This is a genomic window from Mariniflexile sp. TRM1-10, assembly GCF_003425985.1.
Classification (GTDB): domain Bacteria; phylum Bacteroidota; class Bacteroidia; order Flavobacteriales; family Flavobacteriaceae; genus Mariniflexile.
Genome location: NZ_CP022985.1, coordinates 3,705,596 through 3,726,081, shown reverse-complemented (window position 1 = coordinate 3,726,081; position 20,486 = coordinate 3,705,596). Strand labels below are relative to the sequence as shown.

General features: G+C 36.8%; 12 protein-coding genes. All 12 read right to left on the bottom strand.

The window, feature by feature from the left end:
* Window positions 1–18 precede the first annotated feature (18 nt).
* Window positions 19–1,791 carry a RagB/SusD family nutrient uptake outer membrane protein gene (locus CJ739_RS15455; protein ID WP_117176910.1) on the bottom strand — a complete coding sequence of 591 codons (1,773 nt, stop codon included), beginning with the start codon at window positions 1,789–1,791 and terminating at the stop codon, window positions 19–21.
* 16 nt (window positions 1,792–1,807) lie between these two features.
* Window positions 1,808–5,002, bottom strand: coding sequence for a SusC/RagA family TonB-linked outer membrane protein (locus CJ739_RS15450; protein WP_162880235.1), 3,195 nt, complete (start codon window positions 5,000–5,002; stop codon window positions 1,808–1,810).
* Window positions 5,003–6,465: 1,463 nt separating this feature from the next.
* The gene (gene ald / locus CJ739_RS15445; RefSeq protein ID WP_117176906.1) at window positions 6,466–7,536 is read right to left on the bottom strand and encodes an alanine dehydrogenase; all 1,071 of its coding nucleotides are present in this window, start codon (window positions 7,534–7,536) and stop codon (window positions 6,466–6,468) included.
* Window positions 7,537–7,650: 114 nt separating this feature from the next.
* Window positions 7,651–9,141 (bottom strand): aminotransferase class V-fold PLP-dependent enzyme, encoded by a 1,491-nt coding sequence (locus CJ739_RS15440; protein WP_117176904.1) that lies wholly within the window; start codon window positions 9,139–9,141, stop codon window positions 7,651–7,653.
* A gap of 175 nt (window positions 9,142–9,316) precedes the next feature.
* Complete coding sequence (locus tag CJ739_RS15435) at window positions 9,317–10,078, bottom strand: hypothetical protein (RefSeq protein WP_117176902.1); 762 nt, start codon at window positions 10,076–10,078, stop codon at window positions 9,317–9,319.
* Window positions 10,079–10,121: 43 nt separating this feature from the next.
* Window positions 10,122–12,083 (bottom strand): protein-disulfide reductase DsbD family protein, encoded by a 1,962-nt coding sequence (locus tag CJ739_RS15430; RefSeq protein WP_117176900.1) that lies wholly within the window; start codon window positions 12,081–12,083, stop codon window positions 10,122–10,124.
* A gap of 13 nt (window positions 12,084–12,096) precedes the next feature.
* Window positions 12,097–12,543, bottom strand: a complete 447-nt coding sequence (locus CJ739_RS15425; RefSeq protein WP_117176898.1) for a protein-disulfide reductase DsbD domain-containing protein — start codon at window positions 12,541–12,543, stop codon at window positions 12,097–12,099.
* A gap of 147 nt (window positions 12,544–12,690) precedes the next feature.
* The gene (locus tag CJ739_RS15420) at window positions 12,691–15,489 is read right to left on the bottom strand and encodes a M16 family metallopeptidase (protein WP_117176896.1); all 2,799 of its coding nucleotides are present in this window, start codon (window positions 15,487–15,489) and stop codon (window positions 12,691–12,693) included.
* Window positions 15,490–15,643: 154 nt separating this feature from the next.
* The gene (locus CJ739_RS15415; RefSeq protein WP_162880234.1) at window positions 15,644–16,162 is read right to left on the bottom strand and encodes a protein-disulfide reductase DsbD domain-containing protein; all 519 of its coding nucleotides are present in this window, start codon (window positions 16,160–16,162) and stop codon (window positions 15,644–15,646) included.
* Window positions 16,159–17,664: a hypothetical protein gene (locus CJ739_RS15410; protein ID WP_117176892.1), complete on the bottom strand. Its 1,506-nt coding sequence runs from the start codon at window positions 17,662–17,664 to the stop codon at window positions 16,159–16,161. Before CJ739_RS15410 ends, CJ739_RS15415 begins: the two co-directional genes overlap by 4 nt.
* 22 nt (window positions 17,665–17,686) lie before the next feature.
* A complete protein-coding gene (locus tag CJ739_RS15405; RefSeq protein ID WP_117176890.1) occupies window positions 17,687–18,889 on the bottom strand; it encodes a TlpA disulfide reductase family protein in 1,203 nt (400 codons plus the stop codon).
* A 59-nt stretch (window positions 18,890–18,948) separates the two neighbouring features.
* Window positions 18,949–20,454, bottom strand: coding sequence for a M28 family peptidase (locus tag CJ739_RS15400; RefSeq protein WP_117176888.1), 1,506 nt, complete (start codon window positions 20,452–20,454; stop codon window positions 18,949–18,951).
* Window positions 20,455–20,486: the final 32 nt, after the last annotated feature.

Genomic DNA, 20,486 nt, shown 5'->3' with positions numbered 1-20,486 from the left:
TTCGTGTTAATAATAATTTTACCATCCTGGGTTTTGTTTAAACGCTTCAAACATGAGAGCATCGCTTAAAGGAATAGGCCATTTGTAATGTTTTTGATCGAATGTTCTTGTAAAATAAGGTTCAGTAGCTCTTTCGATGGTATAGCCAGTAGGGGCAGCAGGATCTTCTGTGAAATTATCTGCAAAATATTGTTTGTATTCCATTTTGCTGGCATCTCCCCATCTAGAAAGATCAAAAAAGCGTTTTCCTTCTAAATAAAGTTCTACAGCTCTTTCATTTTTAATACGATTTCTGAAGGTCTCTTTGCTTGCTAGGTACATAGCATTTATTGGAGGCATTTTAACACGAGCTCTTACCACGTTAACCGCTTCAACGGCACTAATGGAAGCTCCCGGTAAGGTGTAGCTTGGTCCTCCAATCTCATTTGCAGCCTCGGCGTATTGTAAAAGAATATCTGCTAATCTAAAATAAATAACATGTGTAAATGGAGGCGCTGCTCCAGACCACTGGTCTACATTTTTACCCCAAAATTTTCTAGCCATATAACCTAAATGTGCATCACCTGGTTGACTGTTTCTTTCAGATCCTCCTTGGTATAATTCTAGATATTTACCAGATTGACTTGTCCATCGCTCTCCATTAAATAAAATAGAATGATAAAATCTAGGGTCCCGATTTACAAAAGGATTTTGAGGGTCGAAGCTAGGGTCGTCTTTTATAGATAACCCATTTAAAGTTTCAAATCTATCTACAAAGTTAGCAGACGGCGTAAATCCTTGGGTGACATTCTTGCCTTGAATACTAGTTGTTGTTAATACGGCATATGCATTGTTGGCACCATTCATTACAGCATAGTTTTCCCAAATAATCTCATCGTGATAGGGTTGGTACATAAAAATACTATCAAAACTAGCCGCATATTCAATGGTTTCAATACCTCCCGACGGTATTTTGTACGTTACTTTATCGTTTCCTTTAGATTGTATTAATTTATATCTATTATTACCAAATGGTCCCAATTTAGATAATAAGTCCCATGATGCTTCTGCTGCAAGTTCCCATTTAGCAACATCGTTTGTTGGGTTATTACTTGGGCTCGCACTAAATAAAAGTGCAGAGGCTTTAACAGCCAATGCAGCTCCTTTTTCTGGTCGACCTAGATTTTGTATATCCCATCTTTCAGGCAGCAATACGGCAGCAGAATCGCAGTCTGCAGCAATTTTTAATGCTGTCTCATGGTAAGAAAGGCGAGGCAGTTCAAAATTATCTGATGCATTGAAAGATTTTGTAATATATGGCATGCCACCTTGACGTTTGAGCATTTCGTAGTAATACCACGCTCTCATAAAATGGGCCTGACCTTTTAACTCATCTAATTCTGCCTGTGTGGCACCTTCTAATCGGGGAAGGTATTCAAGTGCTTTGTTCGCTATACGTATACTTGACCAAGCATTCCATACACCATAAAACTGTAGTGCTTGACCTGTATCATAAGATCTTAACCAATCGCCACTTTGTGCAATAGGCATGGTTTCCCAATTAATTGAATTCACATAGCCTTCATCGCTTAGTGCTGCTATATAGCTATAATCTCCAGCACTTAGATAGTTTAGTAAATGTCTATACATACCATCTTCATACTGTCTAAACTTAAAGTAGTCTTGCAGCAAGTCCTCTTCCGGGATTCCAGAAGATTCCTGAACTTTATCAAGGTATTCTTCACAACCAGTAAGACTCATTAATGCAGAAAAACCTATTATAATTGATAAATAATTTATTGCTCTTTTCATGTTTCTGATTTTTTTATTAGAATTTTGCACGAAGTTCTAAGGTGTATCTTTTCATTTGAGGATATGCGCCAAAATCAACTCCAAAATTTGACCCTTCTGGATCACCACCCCATTTACGTTTTCTCCAAGTCCATAGATTTGTTCCTATGACACCCAATTCTAAACTTTTAATGCCTGTTGCTTTTTTTATACTTTCAGATTGAATAGCATAACGAAGGTTAACACTTCTTAAGCGTATATACTGCCCTTCAACCATTGAAAAGTCGCTAATTTGATAATTGTATTGCTTACTAGCCTCAGCATGGACGGCTGGGAACTCAGGATTCGTGTTTGTAGGCGTCCAATGGTTTGCATGAGCGGTATAAGCATTATCCTTATTTTCTGTAAACGGATATAAGTAGAATAATCCGCCTTGTCTCATAGGCGTTTGCACACTGCTAATACCATAGAAATTTAACTCTACTGACAAATTTTTATAACCACCACCTAATGTACCGTTCCAAGTTACATTTGGAATTGAAGGACTTTCTGCAACCACACGATCTTGACCATCTACAGTACCATCACCGTTAAAATCAAGAAACTTAAAATCTCCAACAATTGGATTGCCTCCTCCTACTGTAGGATATAAAAACAAGTCATCGAAACTTTGATAAAAACCTTGTGTCACTATTCCTGTAGCCGGTGTATAAGATCCCATTCTTCTAGCAATATCTACCGGTTTTCCTTCAGCTTTTAAGTTAAAGGGGATATTGTCCGATTCATCGTAATAAACCATTCTGTTTTCTGATGCAGATACATTACCGGTAAATATGATGTAAGAACCATCTTTAAACGCTTTGTTAATACCCAATTCAATTTCAAAACCATGACTTTTAGAAGATCCTATGTTCGCTTGTATAGCTGGTACACCTGCCCAGGCAGGAACCCTTTGTCTTGCTTGCAGCATATCCTCCCTACGTTCATCAAATAAATCCACGTTAAGCGTTACTAGATTATGGAAAAAACCAAATTCAAAACCTAAATTTTGTTTATATGCTTTCTCCCAAGTAGCATTTAGTATTGGAAGACGACCTTCGTTAATATAACCATACCCTTGTTGTGGATATCCAAATGAAGTTCCTCCACTAGCAGTAAAATCAGAAAGATATAACCATCTGTCAATCCCAGCATCACTACCTACTACACCATAAGAATATTTAATTTTTAACATATTAATAGATTCCTTAAGGTTACCAAAAAACGTTTCGTTAGAGATAACCCAACCACCCGCAGCTGCTGGGAATGTGCCAAAACGAAGTCCTGGAGCAAATTTTTCCGATCCTGTATGTGCCACACTGGCTTCTAAGAAAAAGCGATTATCATAATTGTAATTAATATTACCTACCCAGTTTTCTTCGTAACTAGGAAAGAAGTATAATTGATCTCCAACTGATTTTCTACGGCTAAAAAGACCCAATCCAGACACTGTATGTTTATCAAAAGAACGATTGTAAGCTAGAGCATATTGAAGGTAATGGCTTCTCCAGCCTTTAAAAATGTTTTCAGAACCATTCACTTGCAGAGATGGTTGTGGCGTATCTAAATCTAACCCACCAAAATTGTCAAACCTAGACCATTCTTGGGTGTCTGGGTCTAAATAGTATCCAAAATATTGAGGTAACCAATAATTTTTTCGATAAATTACGTTGGAGTTATAAGAGTATAAAAAGTTTGTTGACAACCCTTCAGTAATAAAATCAAGCTTTTGGTCAAACTTAATATCAACATTAAGTTCATTTGCTTTAAATCTATTAAAACCTTGCGCTCCTAACCAGTTCATTTCAACCTCACCTTGTGCAGGGTTAATATATGGTCTGGGTCCTGTTTGGTTATAAGGAATTACATTATCTGGGTATTGAGCTAAAGCTTCAGCAGGATAAAAAGGCATTGATGTTACTGGCTCATACCATATGGGTTGGGTAAATGTATCTTCTGGTTTTCCCCAAGCTTTAACATTACCACCTAGATTAACGGATAACTTGGTGGTTTTAGAAATATTAAAATCAAGGTTGTTTTTAAAATTATATCGCGTACTTCCATAATGGGCATTTTGACTGTCGTAGTCATATGGGAATTGATCACCAACAGCCCAAATGTCTCCTTCTTTAAGAAAGCCAATAGAAGCATAGTATTGCACAAAATTACTGCCACCGCTGGCATTAAGATTGTAAGTTTGATCGAAACCAGGTTCAAAATAATAATCCATCCAGTCTGTATTAGAATACAAGTAAGGAAGATCTTGAGTTCTATAATGTTCTAAAATTTCATCTGATACTATTAAATCCCACTTACCATCATTTGCCCATGCCTCATTTCTTAACTTCATAGTTTCGTAGGCATTCATGTATTCTGGAAGAATGGCCGCCGTTTTCATAGAAAGACTGGTAGAAAAATCTAGTTCAAGAGAACCTCTTCGACCTCTTTTGGTTGTTACGATAATAACCCCATTTGCACCTTTTACACCATAAACAGCTGTAGCAGAAGCATCTTTAAGGATGGAAATGGATTCAATATCGTTAGGGTCTAAGTTTGAAAATGGTCTTTCCACACCATCAACAATAAATAAAGGTGTGTTATTACCCATAGATGAGTTACCACGAATGGACATTTGTATAGGTGAAGCGGCATAATAACCACCTAAGGCTTCTTCTCCAGGTGTAGGGTCTGTCATAATAACCGTTAAACCTGGCAGCCTGCCCTGTAAACTATTTTCAACACTACTCCCCATTCTAACAGACATAAGCTTATCGCCTGATATTTTGGATATAGCACCCACAACAGATTCTTGCTTTTGCACTTTACCAAAGGCGACTACCACAACATCTTCTAAAACTTCTTGATCGGGAACAAGTGTTACATTAATGACTGTTTTTTCCTTAACGGCAATTTCTTGGGTTTTAAATCCTATATAAGAAAAAACCAAGATTTCATTTGGAGCTGTTTTAATAGAATAATTCCCATCGAAATCTGTCGTTACTCCTCGACTGGTCCCCTTTACTACAATGGTAGCTCCAGATGCAGGTATTCCATCAGAATCAAGTATTTTTCCAGAAACGCTTTTTGTTTGGGCTTCCGCCTTTAAACTGAAAAGGAACATGAAAAGGAATGCTATCCCGTAACAAAGTAAATTGTTTTTACTTGGAACTCCTCTAAGAGGTATAAAGTTCATTTTTTTCATAAATTTTTGATTTTCAAGTTTTATGTCCTAAACCACTAGACAAAGCAGGTAGGATTTATTCATATTTAATTTTCATTTTAATAAGTTTTAATGCTTAGCATATTAATACGATTCTGCACTTAACACAATATCATACTAGCCCCACAAAAACTATTATGGACTTACTTGTTTATGTTGAATAAGAGTAAGAGGATTGTTGAATAAATTATAGAATAATAAATTCGATTTGATAAAATTTAAAGAATTACTATTGTTTTGTAGCTATAATAATTCTACACTGATTTTAGTAAAAGTTTTCTTCATAGTGATTGGTTTAGTTTTTAGTTTCTGTTAATTGCTTTTAAGCTTTTTTGATCAATTACTTCGTTTAGGCTTAATTATATTGTCATTTGGTAAAATTAAAATGTTAGTTTTTTTATAAAGTATAATAATTAGCAGAAAGTAATACTATATTAACTCCTTTAAGGATTTTTTATAAAAAGTGGAATAAAATATATACAATCTTAACTATTTCTTCTTTCTACTACTTGTATTTGAGCGTTTTATAACTGGACTTGCAATAAAAAATTTCTTGAAACAGACTATCCTTGAGGCAGAGCCATAGAGGTATACTTCGACTAGGCTCAGTACAGGTTTCGCCTATGTCATTTTGACCTCAGGGTCAAAAACCGAAATTTTGTATTTTACCTCACCCAGAACTGCCCGAAAAGGCAATTCTGACCTCTCCAAAGGAGAGATGAATTGGATACCCCAAGGCAAGCCTTCGGGGAATTATTTAGATTAATTACGATATCAAATCGGTCACATTGGTCATAAATTTCCATTTCAAATTCGTTAATAGTTTTGTACCTAAGCTAGAGTAGTCTCTATACTTAAGAATGGTTTTTAAATATTCGAATATGAAAATTATCTACTTGTTCTTGTTTTGCTGTTATTTGGTAAGTTTCCGAACAGTTGTAATTGTGAAGTGATTTTAAACTTAAGAGACTGTCTAAATGCCTAAAAACAAAAAACACTGCTAACATACAGTTAACAGTGTTTTGATATTTCCTATTCTTAGGTTCGTCGGGATGACAGAACTATTGAACTCTACACATCCAATTAATAGTCAGAAAGTTACTTTATTTTTTTTCAAAACAGGTAACCGAATAGGTAACTTTTGCTTTGATTATACTTACTTTATATTACACAAACATAAATAAAATTGAAAAACCAAGTTGAATCAAATTCATACAATTTTCATTTCATTTGGAATTTATTTAAAATAAAAAAGGGTCTTGAAAAAGACGTACCAAATAAAACAAAATATGAATAAGGAAAGAAACATTGGTTTCTTTCCTTATTATGAAACTTTACAAAACTAGTCTGCTTTTAAATTATTGTATAACTATGCTATTTTCATTTAATTACCTTATATAGCACAGGTTGTTTTTAAAATAACCTTGGGAATAGGCTTATTCTATTTCTTTATAAATTATTTCCCCTTTCACAATATTTAAACCTTTTGCTAGTGGTCCACTATTTTCACAAGCCTTTTCCCAACCGTCATTTGCTAATTTAATAATATAAGGCAAGGTTACGTTGGTTAAAGCTACGGTCGATGTGTAAGGAACTGCTCCAGGCATATTAGCAACACAGTAATGCACCACATCATCAATAATATAAGTTGGGTCTTGATGTGTTGTTGGTCTGGTGGTTTCAAAACATCCCCCTTGGTCTACAGCTACATCAACGATTACAGTTCCTGGACGCATGTCTTTAAGCATATCCTTTGTTATTAATTTTGGTGCTTTGGCTCCTTTTAATAAAACACCCCCAATAATTAAATCGGAATCCTTGATATGTTTTCTAATATTGTATTCGTTTGAAAACTCTGTGATTACATTCTTAGGCATTATATCACTAACATACCGTAATTGTTTCATGTTTACATCCATAATAATAACTATAGCTCCTAATCCTGCCGCCATTTTAGCAGCTTGCAAACCCACAACCCCAGCGCCTAAAATTAATACTTTGGCGGGTGGTACCCCAGGAACACCTCCTAATAAAATCCCTCTACCTTTAATTGGCTTTTCTAGATACTTAGCACCTTGTTGAATGGACATACGTCCTGCAACCTCTGACATGGGGATTAACAATGGCAGAGAACCATCTGAATCTTCGACGGTCTCGTAGGCTATACAAACGGCTCCACTTTTTATCATCGCTTTTGTAAGTGGTTCACTTGAAGCGAAATGAAAATAAGTAAATACCACGTGATGCGGTTTTATCAAATCATACTCCTGCTCAATAGGTTCTTTAACTTTAACTACCATTTCTGCTGTAGTGTAGACTTCCTCAATGGTATCAAGAAGAATGGCTCCAGCTTCCATATAATCCTTATCAAGGAAACCGCTTCCAAAACCTGCGCTTTTTTGGACATAAACCGTGTGATTTCTCTTGGTAAGTTCAAACACACCAGATGGTGTCATACCAACTCTGTTTTCATTGTTCTTTATTTCTATGGGAATACCAACTTTCATAATTATTATATTTTTTTAAAAGTTTCTTTTTGTAAATATTGAAATACAGAAAATCTGTATCTTAGTTTTTTATAATACCTATTTCAAAGAAAGCAACATACTGGTCTCCAAACATTAAAACCAACTTTTGGTAATTTCTTTTTCAACAGAAACATTACTTTTATGAATAAATTCATTCTTAATAACATTATAACTATAATCTTCTTCCCAATCTTTAAAATTTATTGCAACCTCTTTTATGGCATGGCAAATAAACTCGACTTCAGCGTTTGTCATGGTTGGGTGTATAGACATACGGATCCATCCCGGACGCTCCATTAAACAGCCTTCCAATATTTTCTTTTCGATAGATTTAGAAGTAGGCTCGTCTACATTCAACAGATAATGACCATAGGTTCCCGCACAGGAACAACCACCTCTGGTCTGGACACCAAAACGGTCGTTCAGCAATTTGACTATTAGGTTATAGTGTGCACCTTCTATGTAAAATGAAAAAACCCCTAACCTATCCGTATGGTCAGGTGCTAGGATTTTAAGGTTGTCGATTTTAGTTAAATGTTCAAAAATAATAGCATTTAGCTCATGTTCCCTATCCAAAATATTCTGAATGCCCATGTTTTCTTTTAGCTGAATGGAAAGTGCTATTCTAATTGCTTGTAAAAAACCAGGGGTACCTCCATCCTCACGGGTTTCTATATCATCAATATAGTCATGGTCGCCCCAAGGATTGGTGTAACTTACGGTACCTCCGCCCGGGTTGTCCGGTACCAGATTTTTATATAATTTTTTATTGAAAATCAAAACGCCCGAAGTGCCCGGCCCTCCCAAAAACTTATGTGGCGAAAACGTAATGGCATCCAAATACTGCTCTTCATCATCTGGGTGCATGTTAATTTCCACATAAGGTGCTGAGCAGGCAAAATCCACAAAGCACAACCCGTTATTTTGATGCATTACCTTTGCAATGTCATGGTAATTGGTTCTGATGCCCGTAACATTGGAACAGCCTGTTATGGCCGCTATTTTTATTGGTACATCTCCGTATTCTACCAATAGACTTTCCAGACTTTCCAGACATGGCAAACCATTGGTGTTTGATGGTATGACAACCACTTTGGCAATGGTTTCCAACCAAGAGGTTTGGTTGGAGTGGTGCTCCATGTGCGAAACAAAAATAATGGGACGCTTTTCTACTGGAACCTTTGTATGGTCCTTTAAATTTTCGTTAAGCTTGATACCAAGAATACGTTGAAACTTATTAATGGCTCCAGTCATACCTGTCCCAACGGTAATCAGCACATCGTCTTTTGATGCATTCACGTGTTTTTTAATGATGTTTCTTGCATCATGATAGGCATGTGTCATCACACTTCCTGTAATTGAGGTTTCGGTGTGCGTGTTGGCCACAAATGGCCCGATATCGTTTAGAAGTTTTTCCTCAATGGGCCTGTACAATCGGCCACTTGCTGTCCAATCGGCATAGATAATTTTCTTTCTGCCGTAAGGCGATTCAAACTCTTGATCTACACCAACGATTTCCTTTCTGAACTGTTGAAAGAATTCTTCCAACTTTTTATTCTTATTTTCTTTTTTGATAAAATTCATTTAAAATAGTGTAAAACAATCACTCCGGTAAATTAGCCGGAGTGATTCCAATCAATCAAAAACAACCGCTATTAAAATTCCTAATACTAACAAATTAATTAACGGTTGTGTGCTTTCTTAGCTACCACTTTATTTCCATTTGAAACAACAACCTATTAACAGCCATTTGAGTTTATTAATAAATTATATAATTTACTTTGTCAACTCCTGTATTTCCTGACAGACTATCATAGGCATAAATTATAACTTCATAGTCCCCCGGTTTTTCAATCATAAATTCTCCTTCAAATAAATTTGTAGAGACAAAACTTAATGGAACTTCCTCGAGCTTACTATCATTTAATTTAATTATTGCTCTTACTTCCATTTTTTCGGAATCCCAAATACCATTTTTGTTTATTGTACAGCCACACATCATCACCACATTTGCTTTAAGCTTAAAAGATTTGTTCTCTATTGATGCCAAAGGAATATATTGATGGGTTCTTGGTTCTAAAATATCCACAATAAATCCAGATATTTCAATTATAACACCATCGCCAAGAATATGTTTTCCAGGAATCAGCCACAACTCTGTACTCGCATGTATCCGAGCTTGTTTGTTACTTATAGGGGAGTCAACTTCAATTGAAATAAACACAGGCTCATCTATGTCTATAATAGCCACGAATTTGGCCGTCATCTGATCTGAAATATTACTCCCTCTTTCTCGTGGGGTTTTCATAATTAAGTCGGTATCTCCCGTTGATCCTTCTGTTTTTCCTTTAGCTAAAATTTCATTAGTTAGTTTATTTCTAATAACTACATACGCACCTCCTATTGATGAACCAATAAATTTTGCGTCTTTAGCCTTTACCCTAACAATAATTTGAGTTTCTGTGGCAAACGATAGCATACTCATAAAGAGTATCAAAAAAATTGTCAACTTGTATTTCATCTTTTCTATTTTTTGTTAACGAACTACTTACTAGGACTTTTGTTTAAAAATTTGACAATCCCTGTTTTAACCAAGCATGATATTCCTCTACATCAGGTGTATAGCCCACTGGGTCTATCAAATTTTCTTCATCATGATCCATCAAGACGTAAAAAGGTTGTGAATTTGCTTTATATTCCACTGTTTGCAATTCACTCCACTTTTGCCCAATGTATTTAAGTTTTTTGCCAGGGCGCAATTGGGATTCGACTATTTCGTGGTCTTCTAATGGGCGCTTATCGTCCACGTATAATGAAATCAACACCACTTCATTTTTCAGGATGTTTAGTATTTCCGGTTTTGGCCAAACGTTCTGTTCCATTTTTCTACAATTCACACAGGCCCAACCTGTAAAATCTATCATAACGGGTTTACCCACTTTTTTGGCGTACGCCAAACCTTTATCGTAATCGTTAAATGCCAAAATATCATGAGGAGCCAACAAATGCCCACCATCCGGCAAACCTTCATGGTTTTCCAGAACAGAGGCGGTGCCCATTTTGGAAAAGCCAACGCCATAAGGGGATTCACTATATTCAAGTGGTGGCGGGAAGGCACTTATTAAATTGAGGGGCGCCCCCCACAGACCGGGTATCATATACACCGTGAAAGATAGCACCACTAACCCCAAACTTAATCTTCCCACTGAAATATGGGTCAATGGGGAATCATGTGGGAGCTTTATTTTACCAAATAGATAAAAGGCCAAGGCTCCGAAGATTGCGATCCATATTGAAATAAAAACTTCACGTTCCAACAAATGGGCTTGCAGTACTAAATCAGCTTGTGATAAAAACTTAAACGCTAAGGCTAATTCTAAAAATCCGAGTACGACCTTAACGGTATTTAGCCAACCACCAGATTTCGGTAACGAGTTTAACCATCCAGGAAAAGCGGCAAACAAAGCAAACGGTAACGCAATGGCTAATGAGAAACCCAACATCCCTATAATAGGCGCTAGTCCGCCCTTGGAGGCTGCTTCCACCAATAAGGTACCAACAATGGGTCCTGTACAGGAAAATGACACGATGGCCAATGCCAATGCCATAAAAAAGATGCCTATGAGTCCGCCACGGTCTGCTTGTGAATCCACTTTATTTGCCCAAGAGTTGGGCAGCATAATTTCAAAAGCTCCTAAAAAGGATACTGCAAAAACAACCAATAACAAAAAGAATATGATATTAAACCATACATTGGTTGCTAGGGCATTCAGGGCATCGGCACCGAAGATGCCTGTGACGGCCGTTCCCAACAGGACATAGATTACAATAATACAGATGCCATAAATAATGGCGTTTTTTATTCCTGCTGCTTTGGTTTTGCTCTGCTTGGTAAAGAAGCTTACCGTCATGGGGATCATGGGGAACACGCATGGTGTCAACAAGGCTGCAAAGCCTGATAAAAAGGCTATAAAAAATATGGACCAAAGCCCTTTGTTTGACGCTGGATCCGTGCCTTTCCCTTCTTTTGAAACCTTGGTTTCTGTTGGTGTTCTTTCTGTTCCTGTGGGTGTTTTATCGGATAGGTTGAATACGAGGTCAATCTCTGTTGGCGGCAAACACCTAGTATCGTCGCAGACCATGAATTCCACAAATGCCGTAACCGTACTTACTTCTTTTAACAGTTCTATTTTTTGCTTGAAGACGGCCGTATTTTCGAAATACTTGATCTTCATTTCAAAAACGGGATCATCTACGGTATGCCCTGCTTCTTCTGTAGTATTTCCCATTGTTTTAAAATTCCCTTCGCTATCATCATACGTAAATGTTGTCGCTATGGGGCCATTTTCAGGTACGGCTTGCGAATATAAATGCCAACCAGGTTCTATGGTGGCCGTAGAGATCAGTTCATATTCCGTGTCTGATAATTTCACTACTGAAGTCGCCCATTTTACGGGATTAAGGATTTGTGAATTGCTTGTTATGGATAACAACAAAACACTTAGTGTCAATAAAAGTCTTTTCATTTTATGGTAATATTTATTTTATATTGAACACTAGATCTACTTCGGTAGGCGGCAAGCACCTACTGTCGTCACAAACCATAAACTCGACCGTTGCGTTTACCTTAAATGGGACTTTTTCCTTGAGCTTTATGCGTTGTTTAAAGGAAGCCTTGTTCTCAAAATATGTGATCTTCATATCAAATATGGGGTCGTCTATGGTATGCCCTTTCTCTTCAGTGGTATTTCCCTTTTTTAGGTAATTGCCACTGCCCTCAAAGGTGAAGTTTGTGGGTATGGGGCCATCATCCGGAACCGTTTGTGAATACAGGTGCCAATTTTTTTCTATGGTGGCCATGGCCACTAGTTCATACTCCGTATTCGAAATTTTGGTTACCGAGGTGGTCCATTTTACCGGCTCAAGGATTTGGGCGCTACCTGTGGCATAAATTAATAGTGTAATGAAGATGATTGCTTTTTTCATAATGGGTGCTTGGTTTGCGTTCTTGTTATTGATCTTATTAATCCCTTCTTTAAGGTTTATTAAAGATAGGGCCGTTAACGACCCTATCCAATAACCGCTTTGAATTGACTAATCCAAACAAAGTTATTAATTGACCAACATGGCATTTTATTCCAGTGGCTGGCCGTTTTCATCCAAGGAACCTGATTTTATTAGGATCAACTTATCCAGATCAATGTACTTTTTAATGGCATCATTCACTTGCTCTAAAGTGGCCGCTTCGATATCTTTAGGGTACTGGTCCATATAACTTGGTTCCAGCCCTCGCTCAACAAAACTCAATATGGTTCTTGATAATCCTGCCGTTGTTGCCATACCTACCTTAAAGCTTCCCGTTAGGTTTGTTTTTGTGATTGCCAATTCTTTTTCGGTAACTCCATCTTTTACCCATTTTTTTATCTCAATCATAGTGGCATCCAATCCTTTCTGGAACAGGGAAGGGTTAAACGTTGCTTCTACGTTCCAATAACCGCCTGCATTGGTATGGCCGGAATGGCTCGCATAGATTCCATAAGTGAGGCCATCCCTATCCCTTACGGTCTGCATTAATCTTCCCGAAAAACCGCCTCCTAAAATATTTGTCCCGATATAAAAGGGTATGAAATTCTTATGGTTTCTCTCAATGCCCGTATATTGGCCTATGTACATATTTGCACTGGGCTTTTGTGGTATTGTTATAACTTTTGTAACTGCATTTGCCTTACTGGGCTCTGTAACGACTGCTTTGGTTGTTACACCGCCTTTCCATCCTTTAAAGGCGTTGTTTATGGAGGCATAAAGCTGCTTTGTGTCCACATCGCCCACGGCTACCAAATGCATTCCCGCTGGTCCAAAATAGGTTTTATGGAACGTTTTTAAATCTTCCAAAGTAACGGCCTCTATATTTTTGATGGTTGTTTCCGTATCTGCTTGATAGTTGGGGTGTCCTTTTGGGTACATGGCCTGTAACAGCGCAATGTTCCCTTGAGTTTCTGGGTCTGTAAGGCTTTGTTTTAAACTGTTGATACGCTGTGTTTTTAATAAATCAAATTCCTTGGCATCGAACAATGGGTACCTGAGTTCTTCTGCCAATAATGTCATTACCGTGTGCACATCTTTTTTTAGGCTTTTAAAACTGATGTTAATGGTATATGTTGATGCGTTTACGTTTAGGGACACTCCCAGTTTTTCAAGTTTTTCAGAGAATTTAAACTTGTCATTCTTTAGTGTGCCCTTACTCAACATTTGGGCTGTTAGGCTCGGTATTTCTTCGTTTTTGCCTGTGTTTAGATAATTTCCTATTGGAAAACTGGCACTTACCGTTACAAAGTCTTTAGCGCCTGTTTTGGCTGAGATTACATCAATTCCAGCGACTTGTTCTCTTTCGAACTTATTTCCTTTATCTGAAACTTCCAGGGTTTCATAAGCAGGGCTTGTTTCCGCTAATGCCATATAAGGTGTTCCAGTTTTTTCTTCGTGGTTCTGTAAACTAGGGGCTCTGAAGAAATATTTACCTTCTTGTGGTGTAAACTGAACAGGCTGTGCATCGTTTTGGTTATTTGACCCTGGTATTTGGGGCACAAAATAGCCTGTGGTACTTTGGTCTTCTTTTAAATACGTATTGGCTACACGTTTTACATCTTCTGCGCTTACTTTACTTAACCTTTCAGTTCCCGTAATATAGTCTTTCCAATCGCCTCCTGCTATAGCTTCGGTAAGTTGGCCCGCAATGCTACCGGAACCGTCCCTGGACAGAATGGTCTGTGCACTTAACTTTGCTACGATACGGTCCACATCTTCTTGCAGCACTCCTTCTTTTTTGACTTTTTCTACCATGTCCAGCATGTCCGCATTGATATCTTCATGTTTTTTTTCTGGAGCAAACCCTAGTGATATGGTAAACAGACCAACTTCTTTAAATTGAGATGCACTTGCATAACCGTAAAGTGCGGTACCGTTGTCCACAAATGTTTTGTTTATTATGGATGACGTGCCGCTTCCTATTATTTGGCTTAAAACATTCAAAGCCGGTAAATCTTCATGTAACATTCCTGGAATTTTATAACCCATGGTAACAATGGCTTGTTGCCCCGGTTTTTTAACCGTGACTCTTCTTGGACCCAATTGCTCTGGCTCTTCTGTATATGGCTGAGGCATGTTATGTGGCGCTTTGGTAATGTTACCAAAATATTTATCTACAAGTTTGAATAGATTTTCCTTTTGAAAATCGCCGATAATTGTTAGGGTTGCATTGTCTGGCCAGTAATATGTATTGTAAAAATCCTGTAATACTTCTATGGGCATATTTTCAATATCTGAACGCCATCCAATAGTACTGTGGTGATATGGGTGTGCCATGTAGGCCGTTGCCCATATTTCTTTACTTAAAACTTGATTCGGATTATTTTCTCCACGTTCAAATTCATTCCTTACTACGGTCATTTCGGCATCCTTATCTTCTTTAAGTAATAAAGAATTACGCATTCTATCTGCTTCTATATGAAGTGCCGTTTCTATCTTGTCGCTCGGGATGGTTTCGTAGTAGTTTGTCCTATCGTTCCATGTTGTGGCATTCATTTGGGCACCAATGCCTTGCAATACATTAAATATCGAGTTACCATTCCGTTTATTAAAAGTTGGTGTGCCTTTAAACATGAGATGTTCCAACAGATGGGTAGAACCCGTATTACCCGTTACTTCGTGCTTCGAGCCAACACGATATACTATCTGTACCGTTACTACTGGTGCCGAATTGTCCTGAACCAATAATAGGTTCATGCCATTGGGGGCGTATAGGTATTCTTCTATGCCTCCCAACTCCTGGACTTTGCTGAACTTAGAAATGTGATCTTGGGCATTTGTCTTTCCTATGGCAAATGCCATTAGGGACAAAAACAAAAGGGCTTTTAAATAGGTATTTGATTTCATAAATTTATTGTTTGATTATATTATATAGACTTGTTTGATTATATTATATAGACGCTTATAGACAGGACTACACCTATTAAGGAAATGTTAAAATCTCAAATAATTCTTCGAGGCTATTGTTTATAAAATAGTTACTCTTATAGTGAGACTAAAATCATAGACTTAATGTTAGTGTTTTAGATTGTGGAGGCAAACATTGTTTTAAATCACAAGTTTGATAAAAAAGACCTGTATTTATTGCCACTCCTTTCATTTTTCTATGAACAGAAAAATATCTTGTAAATACAATATCACCCTTATACACATACATATTATTCTCCATTAAAAAAGTTGCCGGTTTTTGCCAATCAGATATTGGAATTACATTGTCAGGTATTTCAAGAACTAGTTTTGATTTTAAATAAGGGGCTGTTTTTGGCACAAATGCATATATATGCCATCCATATAGTATAGATGCCTTTACAACGACAGCAATTTTGTCCTTTGCTTTGTTCCAAACAACCACTGCATTTACTGTAACAGGATCTGACATATTTGGCTGACTTACCCCTAATTTATTAGATGCTTCATTTACTAATTGCTTAAAACCATCATCCATTTGGTTTTGTGAAAAAGTCAAAGTAGAAATTAGGCTGCAAACCAGAATGAAACTAATCTTAATAGTTTTTCTCATTTTGTAGTATCTATTAACCATTTATACCCACCTGCTTCTGTAAAAAACAATTTGTCCTGATTGTTGACATACCAATGGTTCCATTCCTTTTGGGTTTTCTCCATACCTGTATAGCGCTTAAGGATACGCTTGGACATTTCAGATTTACCAGCGTCTTTCAGTAGATCAATACACATAGGAAACATCGTTTTTTCGTCATTACCAACTCCTAACTTTTTTAGATCCTCATCAATTTGTAATGAATAAAAAGCATCGGGTTCAGAATACATATATTTTCTATTGTCGCTTAAGAATTGTTTCAATGCTTCAACATTATCAACATATTCTGGTTTAAAAAACTCTCTTGAAACTTGTTGTACATATTGCTCCCAATTGGGTATAGGCATTGGTTTTGACTGTGCTTTTATGATCATTTCATCCATTTCGGTAAGCTGTTCCCCTTTTTCCTTCTTTTTTTTAAGGGTTTCAACTGTTTGTGCCATTTGTTTATTCATATCTTCATAATATAATCTGGTGTCTTCAAAGGAATCTTTGTCTAACCTCTCTATCATATCATCAATATAATCTTTGGTAGCAATCCGGTCATTGTATTTTCTAGCAATCGGTTTTTGTCCTTTAAATTGTTTCATGTACACTACGGCATTGGCAAACACTTGTTTTGCTTCGTCTGTCATATAATCCGGGGAACCTGAAAACCCCCACATAAAGAAATTACCATGGCGACCTATAGCGACAGCTCCAACATCTTTAGTATTTACTCCACTAGAAATATACTCGGCATCAGGAGAATCAAAAAAACCATCGCCACGCGATACCATTCCTACTCGGTAACCTTTACCTTCTATATAACCTTCTTTTTGCACACGCCACATAGGGATTTCTTTTGGTACATGCTTTCCTGATGGATAATGAAAAATACCTTCTGGAGTAGGTTTGGTTTCAAAAGTCAATTCTACAGGAAAAGGCCCTTTAAATATGGGATGATCTGTCTTTAAATGGTGTGCATCTGCATCTAAGCATAAGCATAACCAATCTAGTTTCGTACCTACACTTTGACCCATAACTGGTGACGTGTGGCCTATAAAAATCGTTGCATGATCAAAATCTTCGGTTAAGTATTTAGCCGGTTCATACTTCATATTACCATCAACCATTTCGCTTACTTTAGGTTTCCATGGTTCTATAGTCTGATCAAAAATAGTGACATCATAATCTGCTGACATTTCCGTTTTATAGTTTCTGGCATCAATCGTTTTTACAACTTCAAAATAATCCTGAAGGTATTTTTTAAATTCAGGCAATCTGGTTTTATAATCTTCCCTAAACCGCTCTGGGGTCATACCTCCATTTTGTGTTACGCTATTTATCAATTCTTCAGGAAACGGTATACTTGGATCAAACCCAACATATAACACACTTACGTCTTGTTTTTGTTGACCATAAGTAAGCCCTAGGGCAAGCAATAATAAAAACAGTGTCATTTTTTCTCTTAAGTTTTTCATTGTAATATGTTTTAATTGAATTTTAATAACCGAACAATTCTTTCATTTTTTGATCCAACTCATCTGGTGATAAATTTTTGGCTAAAATCACACCATTTTTATCTAACAAATAGGTTGTTGGTAAAAAAGGAACCGCATAAAGCGTACCTGTGTCTGATGGAAATCCGGGACGGTTAAAAGTATCTACCACATGAATCCAAGTAGTTTGGTCTTCTTTAATGGCTTTTTTCCATGCTTCGTGATCACTGTCTGTAGATACCGCTAACACTTCAAACCCCTTGTCTTTATATTTTGAATACACTTTCTTTAAATGGGGATAAGATGCGCGACATGGCTTGCACCATGATGCCCAAAAATCGATCAATATGTATTTATCTTTAATATCAGACAAAGAAAAGTCTTCTCCATTAGGTGTTTTGAGCGTGAATTCAGGTGCTTTTTCTCCGGGACTTGTACGTTTAATAGCTTGGTATTCGTCATCAAAATAATGGTACATACTGGTATTCTTGGCATCTCCTGATAATTTACCCATAATATCATCCATTTGATTTCTGGATAAAGAACTTTCTGAAAACATATAACCCAGTACTTCAGGTGCAACAGGTGAATTTGGATGCTTGTCAATAAATTTGACTTTGGAGTTCATCAGTTCTTTGGAACGTTCACTGGATAGATCTTTAAACTTTTCTAAAGCTTCATAAATTTTCTTACCTTCTTCCCTGTCTCTCTCTTGTTGCGCCTTTTGATATGCTTTTTCCAGTTTTGATAGTTCAGCGTATTTTTCCTGTTCCACTATAGCTTTTTCCTTGGCCTGCTGCTCTTGATATAAATCATTTAACTTGGAACCTTTTATTGTAGCTTTTATTCCTTCATATCTTTCAACAGGTATCGTCACATCTGCAAAAATTTCAATTTCAGTATTCTCTAAAAAGAATCTTATATACTTATCGCCACTTACTAAAGTCACTTGATCTGGATGGTCTATAAATCCCGTAAAAGTAAATTTCCCATCTTTTATTGATGCACTGTCCAATACCTTTGAAGTTCTAGAAACAACATCGTTGTGATTTAGATAAATTTTTCCATCTTGTAGCCCTTTGATGGTTCCGTGAACACTATAGCCATCGTTTTGTTGGCGGTTTGTTTTATCTTGTTTACCGTTGCAGTTATACAAGAATGACATTGCCATTAACATTATGAATGTATGAATACGTATTTTTTTCATTTTAATCTTTTTAATTATTTTATATGATTTGGCTTTTTAAGGTAAGCGTATTTTCCATGCTAGTTCTTTTTGTCCACTAGGGGTCTATCATTTCTATTCGCCAATTCCCAAGCCGTATAAAATACAAGCTGGGTTCTTTTCTTTAACAATTCAAATTCAATTTTATCGACGGTATCGGTTGGTTTATGATAATCTGGATGAAATCCATTGGTATAGAAAATAACGGGAATGTTGTTTTTGGCAAAATTCCAATGATCGGATCTGTAATAAATACGATCTGGATGATTTTCGTCATTATAGGTATAATCCAAATCTAAATTGAAATAGGCGCTATTAACTGCTTCGCTGATGTTATGGAGTTGACCGGAAAGCTTGTCCGACCCCACCAAATACACATAATTGTCATTGTTGGGATGTGGATCATCTTTTCTACCAATCATGTCGATATTCAAATTCACAATAGTATTTTCCAAGGGTATAATAGGATGGTCCGCATAATGTTCTGAACCTAACAAACCCTTTTCCTCTCCTGTAAATGCTATAAACAACAAAGTTCTTCTTGGTCCGTTACCATCTTTGACGGCTTGTGCAAATGCTTCAGACATTTCCATAATGGCAGAAGTTCCTGAACCATCATCATCGGCTCCATTGTTGATTTCTCCATTTGTAATACCTATGTGGTCGTAATGGCAGGAAATGACTATTACCTCATCTTTTAGGTCGGTACCTTCGATCATTCCCAATACATTTTCGGATTCAATGGTTTTTACTTTCTTATTGATCTTATATTTAAAGGGTTTTGCTTTTATGCTTTTATAACTTTTTTTACTATCTATCCATGCCTGTAATTCACTTATGGATTTACCCAGAAGAAACTCGGTTAACTGTGGTGATAAATACACCGAACCAATAGTGGGTGTTTTAACTTGGGCCGGATCTGATAGTGTGATTTGAGTTTGTTCAAAAAAGCCCTTCACTCTTGTGGTTATATTTTGAAACTCACTTTCCGTTTGGGCTAAAGGCGTGAAAATAGCATTTATACTAAGGCTATCCGCCAAATGCAGTATACCCCTCATTTTTTGCATATCTTTGTTTAAAACAAACACGGATTTCCCTCTTAGGTCCTGTTTAAGAAAATCTTCCCTTTCCCCTGTTCCTAAGAAAACGAGCTTAGACTCCAATTCTTCCATATTTATAGGATTCCCTGAGTAAAAGAAATCGGTATTAGCCGTATAGGTCTTATCGTTTATTCTTATATAACCCTCTGCCGGCGATGATGCAAAGAGTTTAAAAGTCTGAAAATAAGAATCATTTATTTCTCTATCCACTGGGGCAAGTAAGCCATTGGATTCAAAATCGCTGCTTATAAAAGCAGCTGCCATTTTTTGGCCTCGTGTTCCTGTTTCACGTCCTTCCAAAGCATCTGACGCTAGAATATTTAGGTTATCCCTTAAATCATCAACCGTAATGGTTTCTGCATATTTTATGGCTATTTTACTTTTTTCAACCTGCTGGGCAAACAACATTGATGATATAAGCAAAGTTGCCAAACTGAAAAGTCTCATTGATTTGGTATAAAAGGTCATTTGATTTTGCT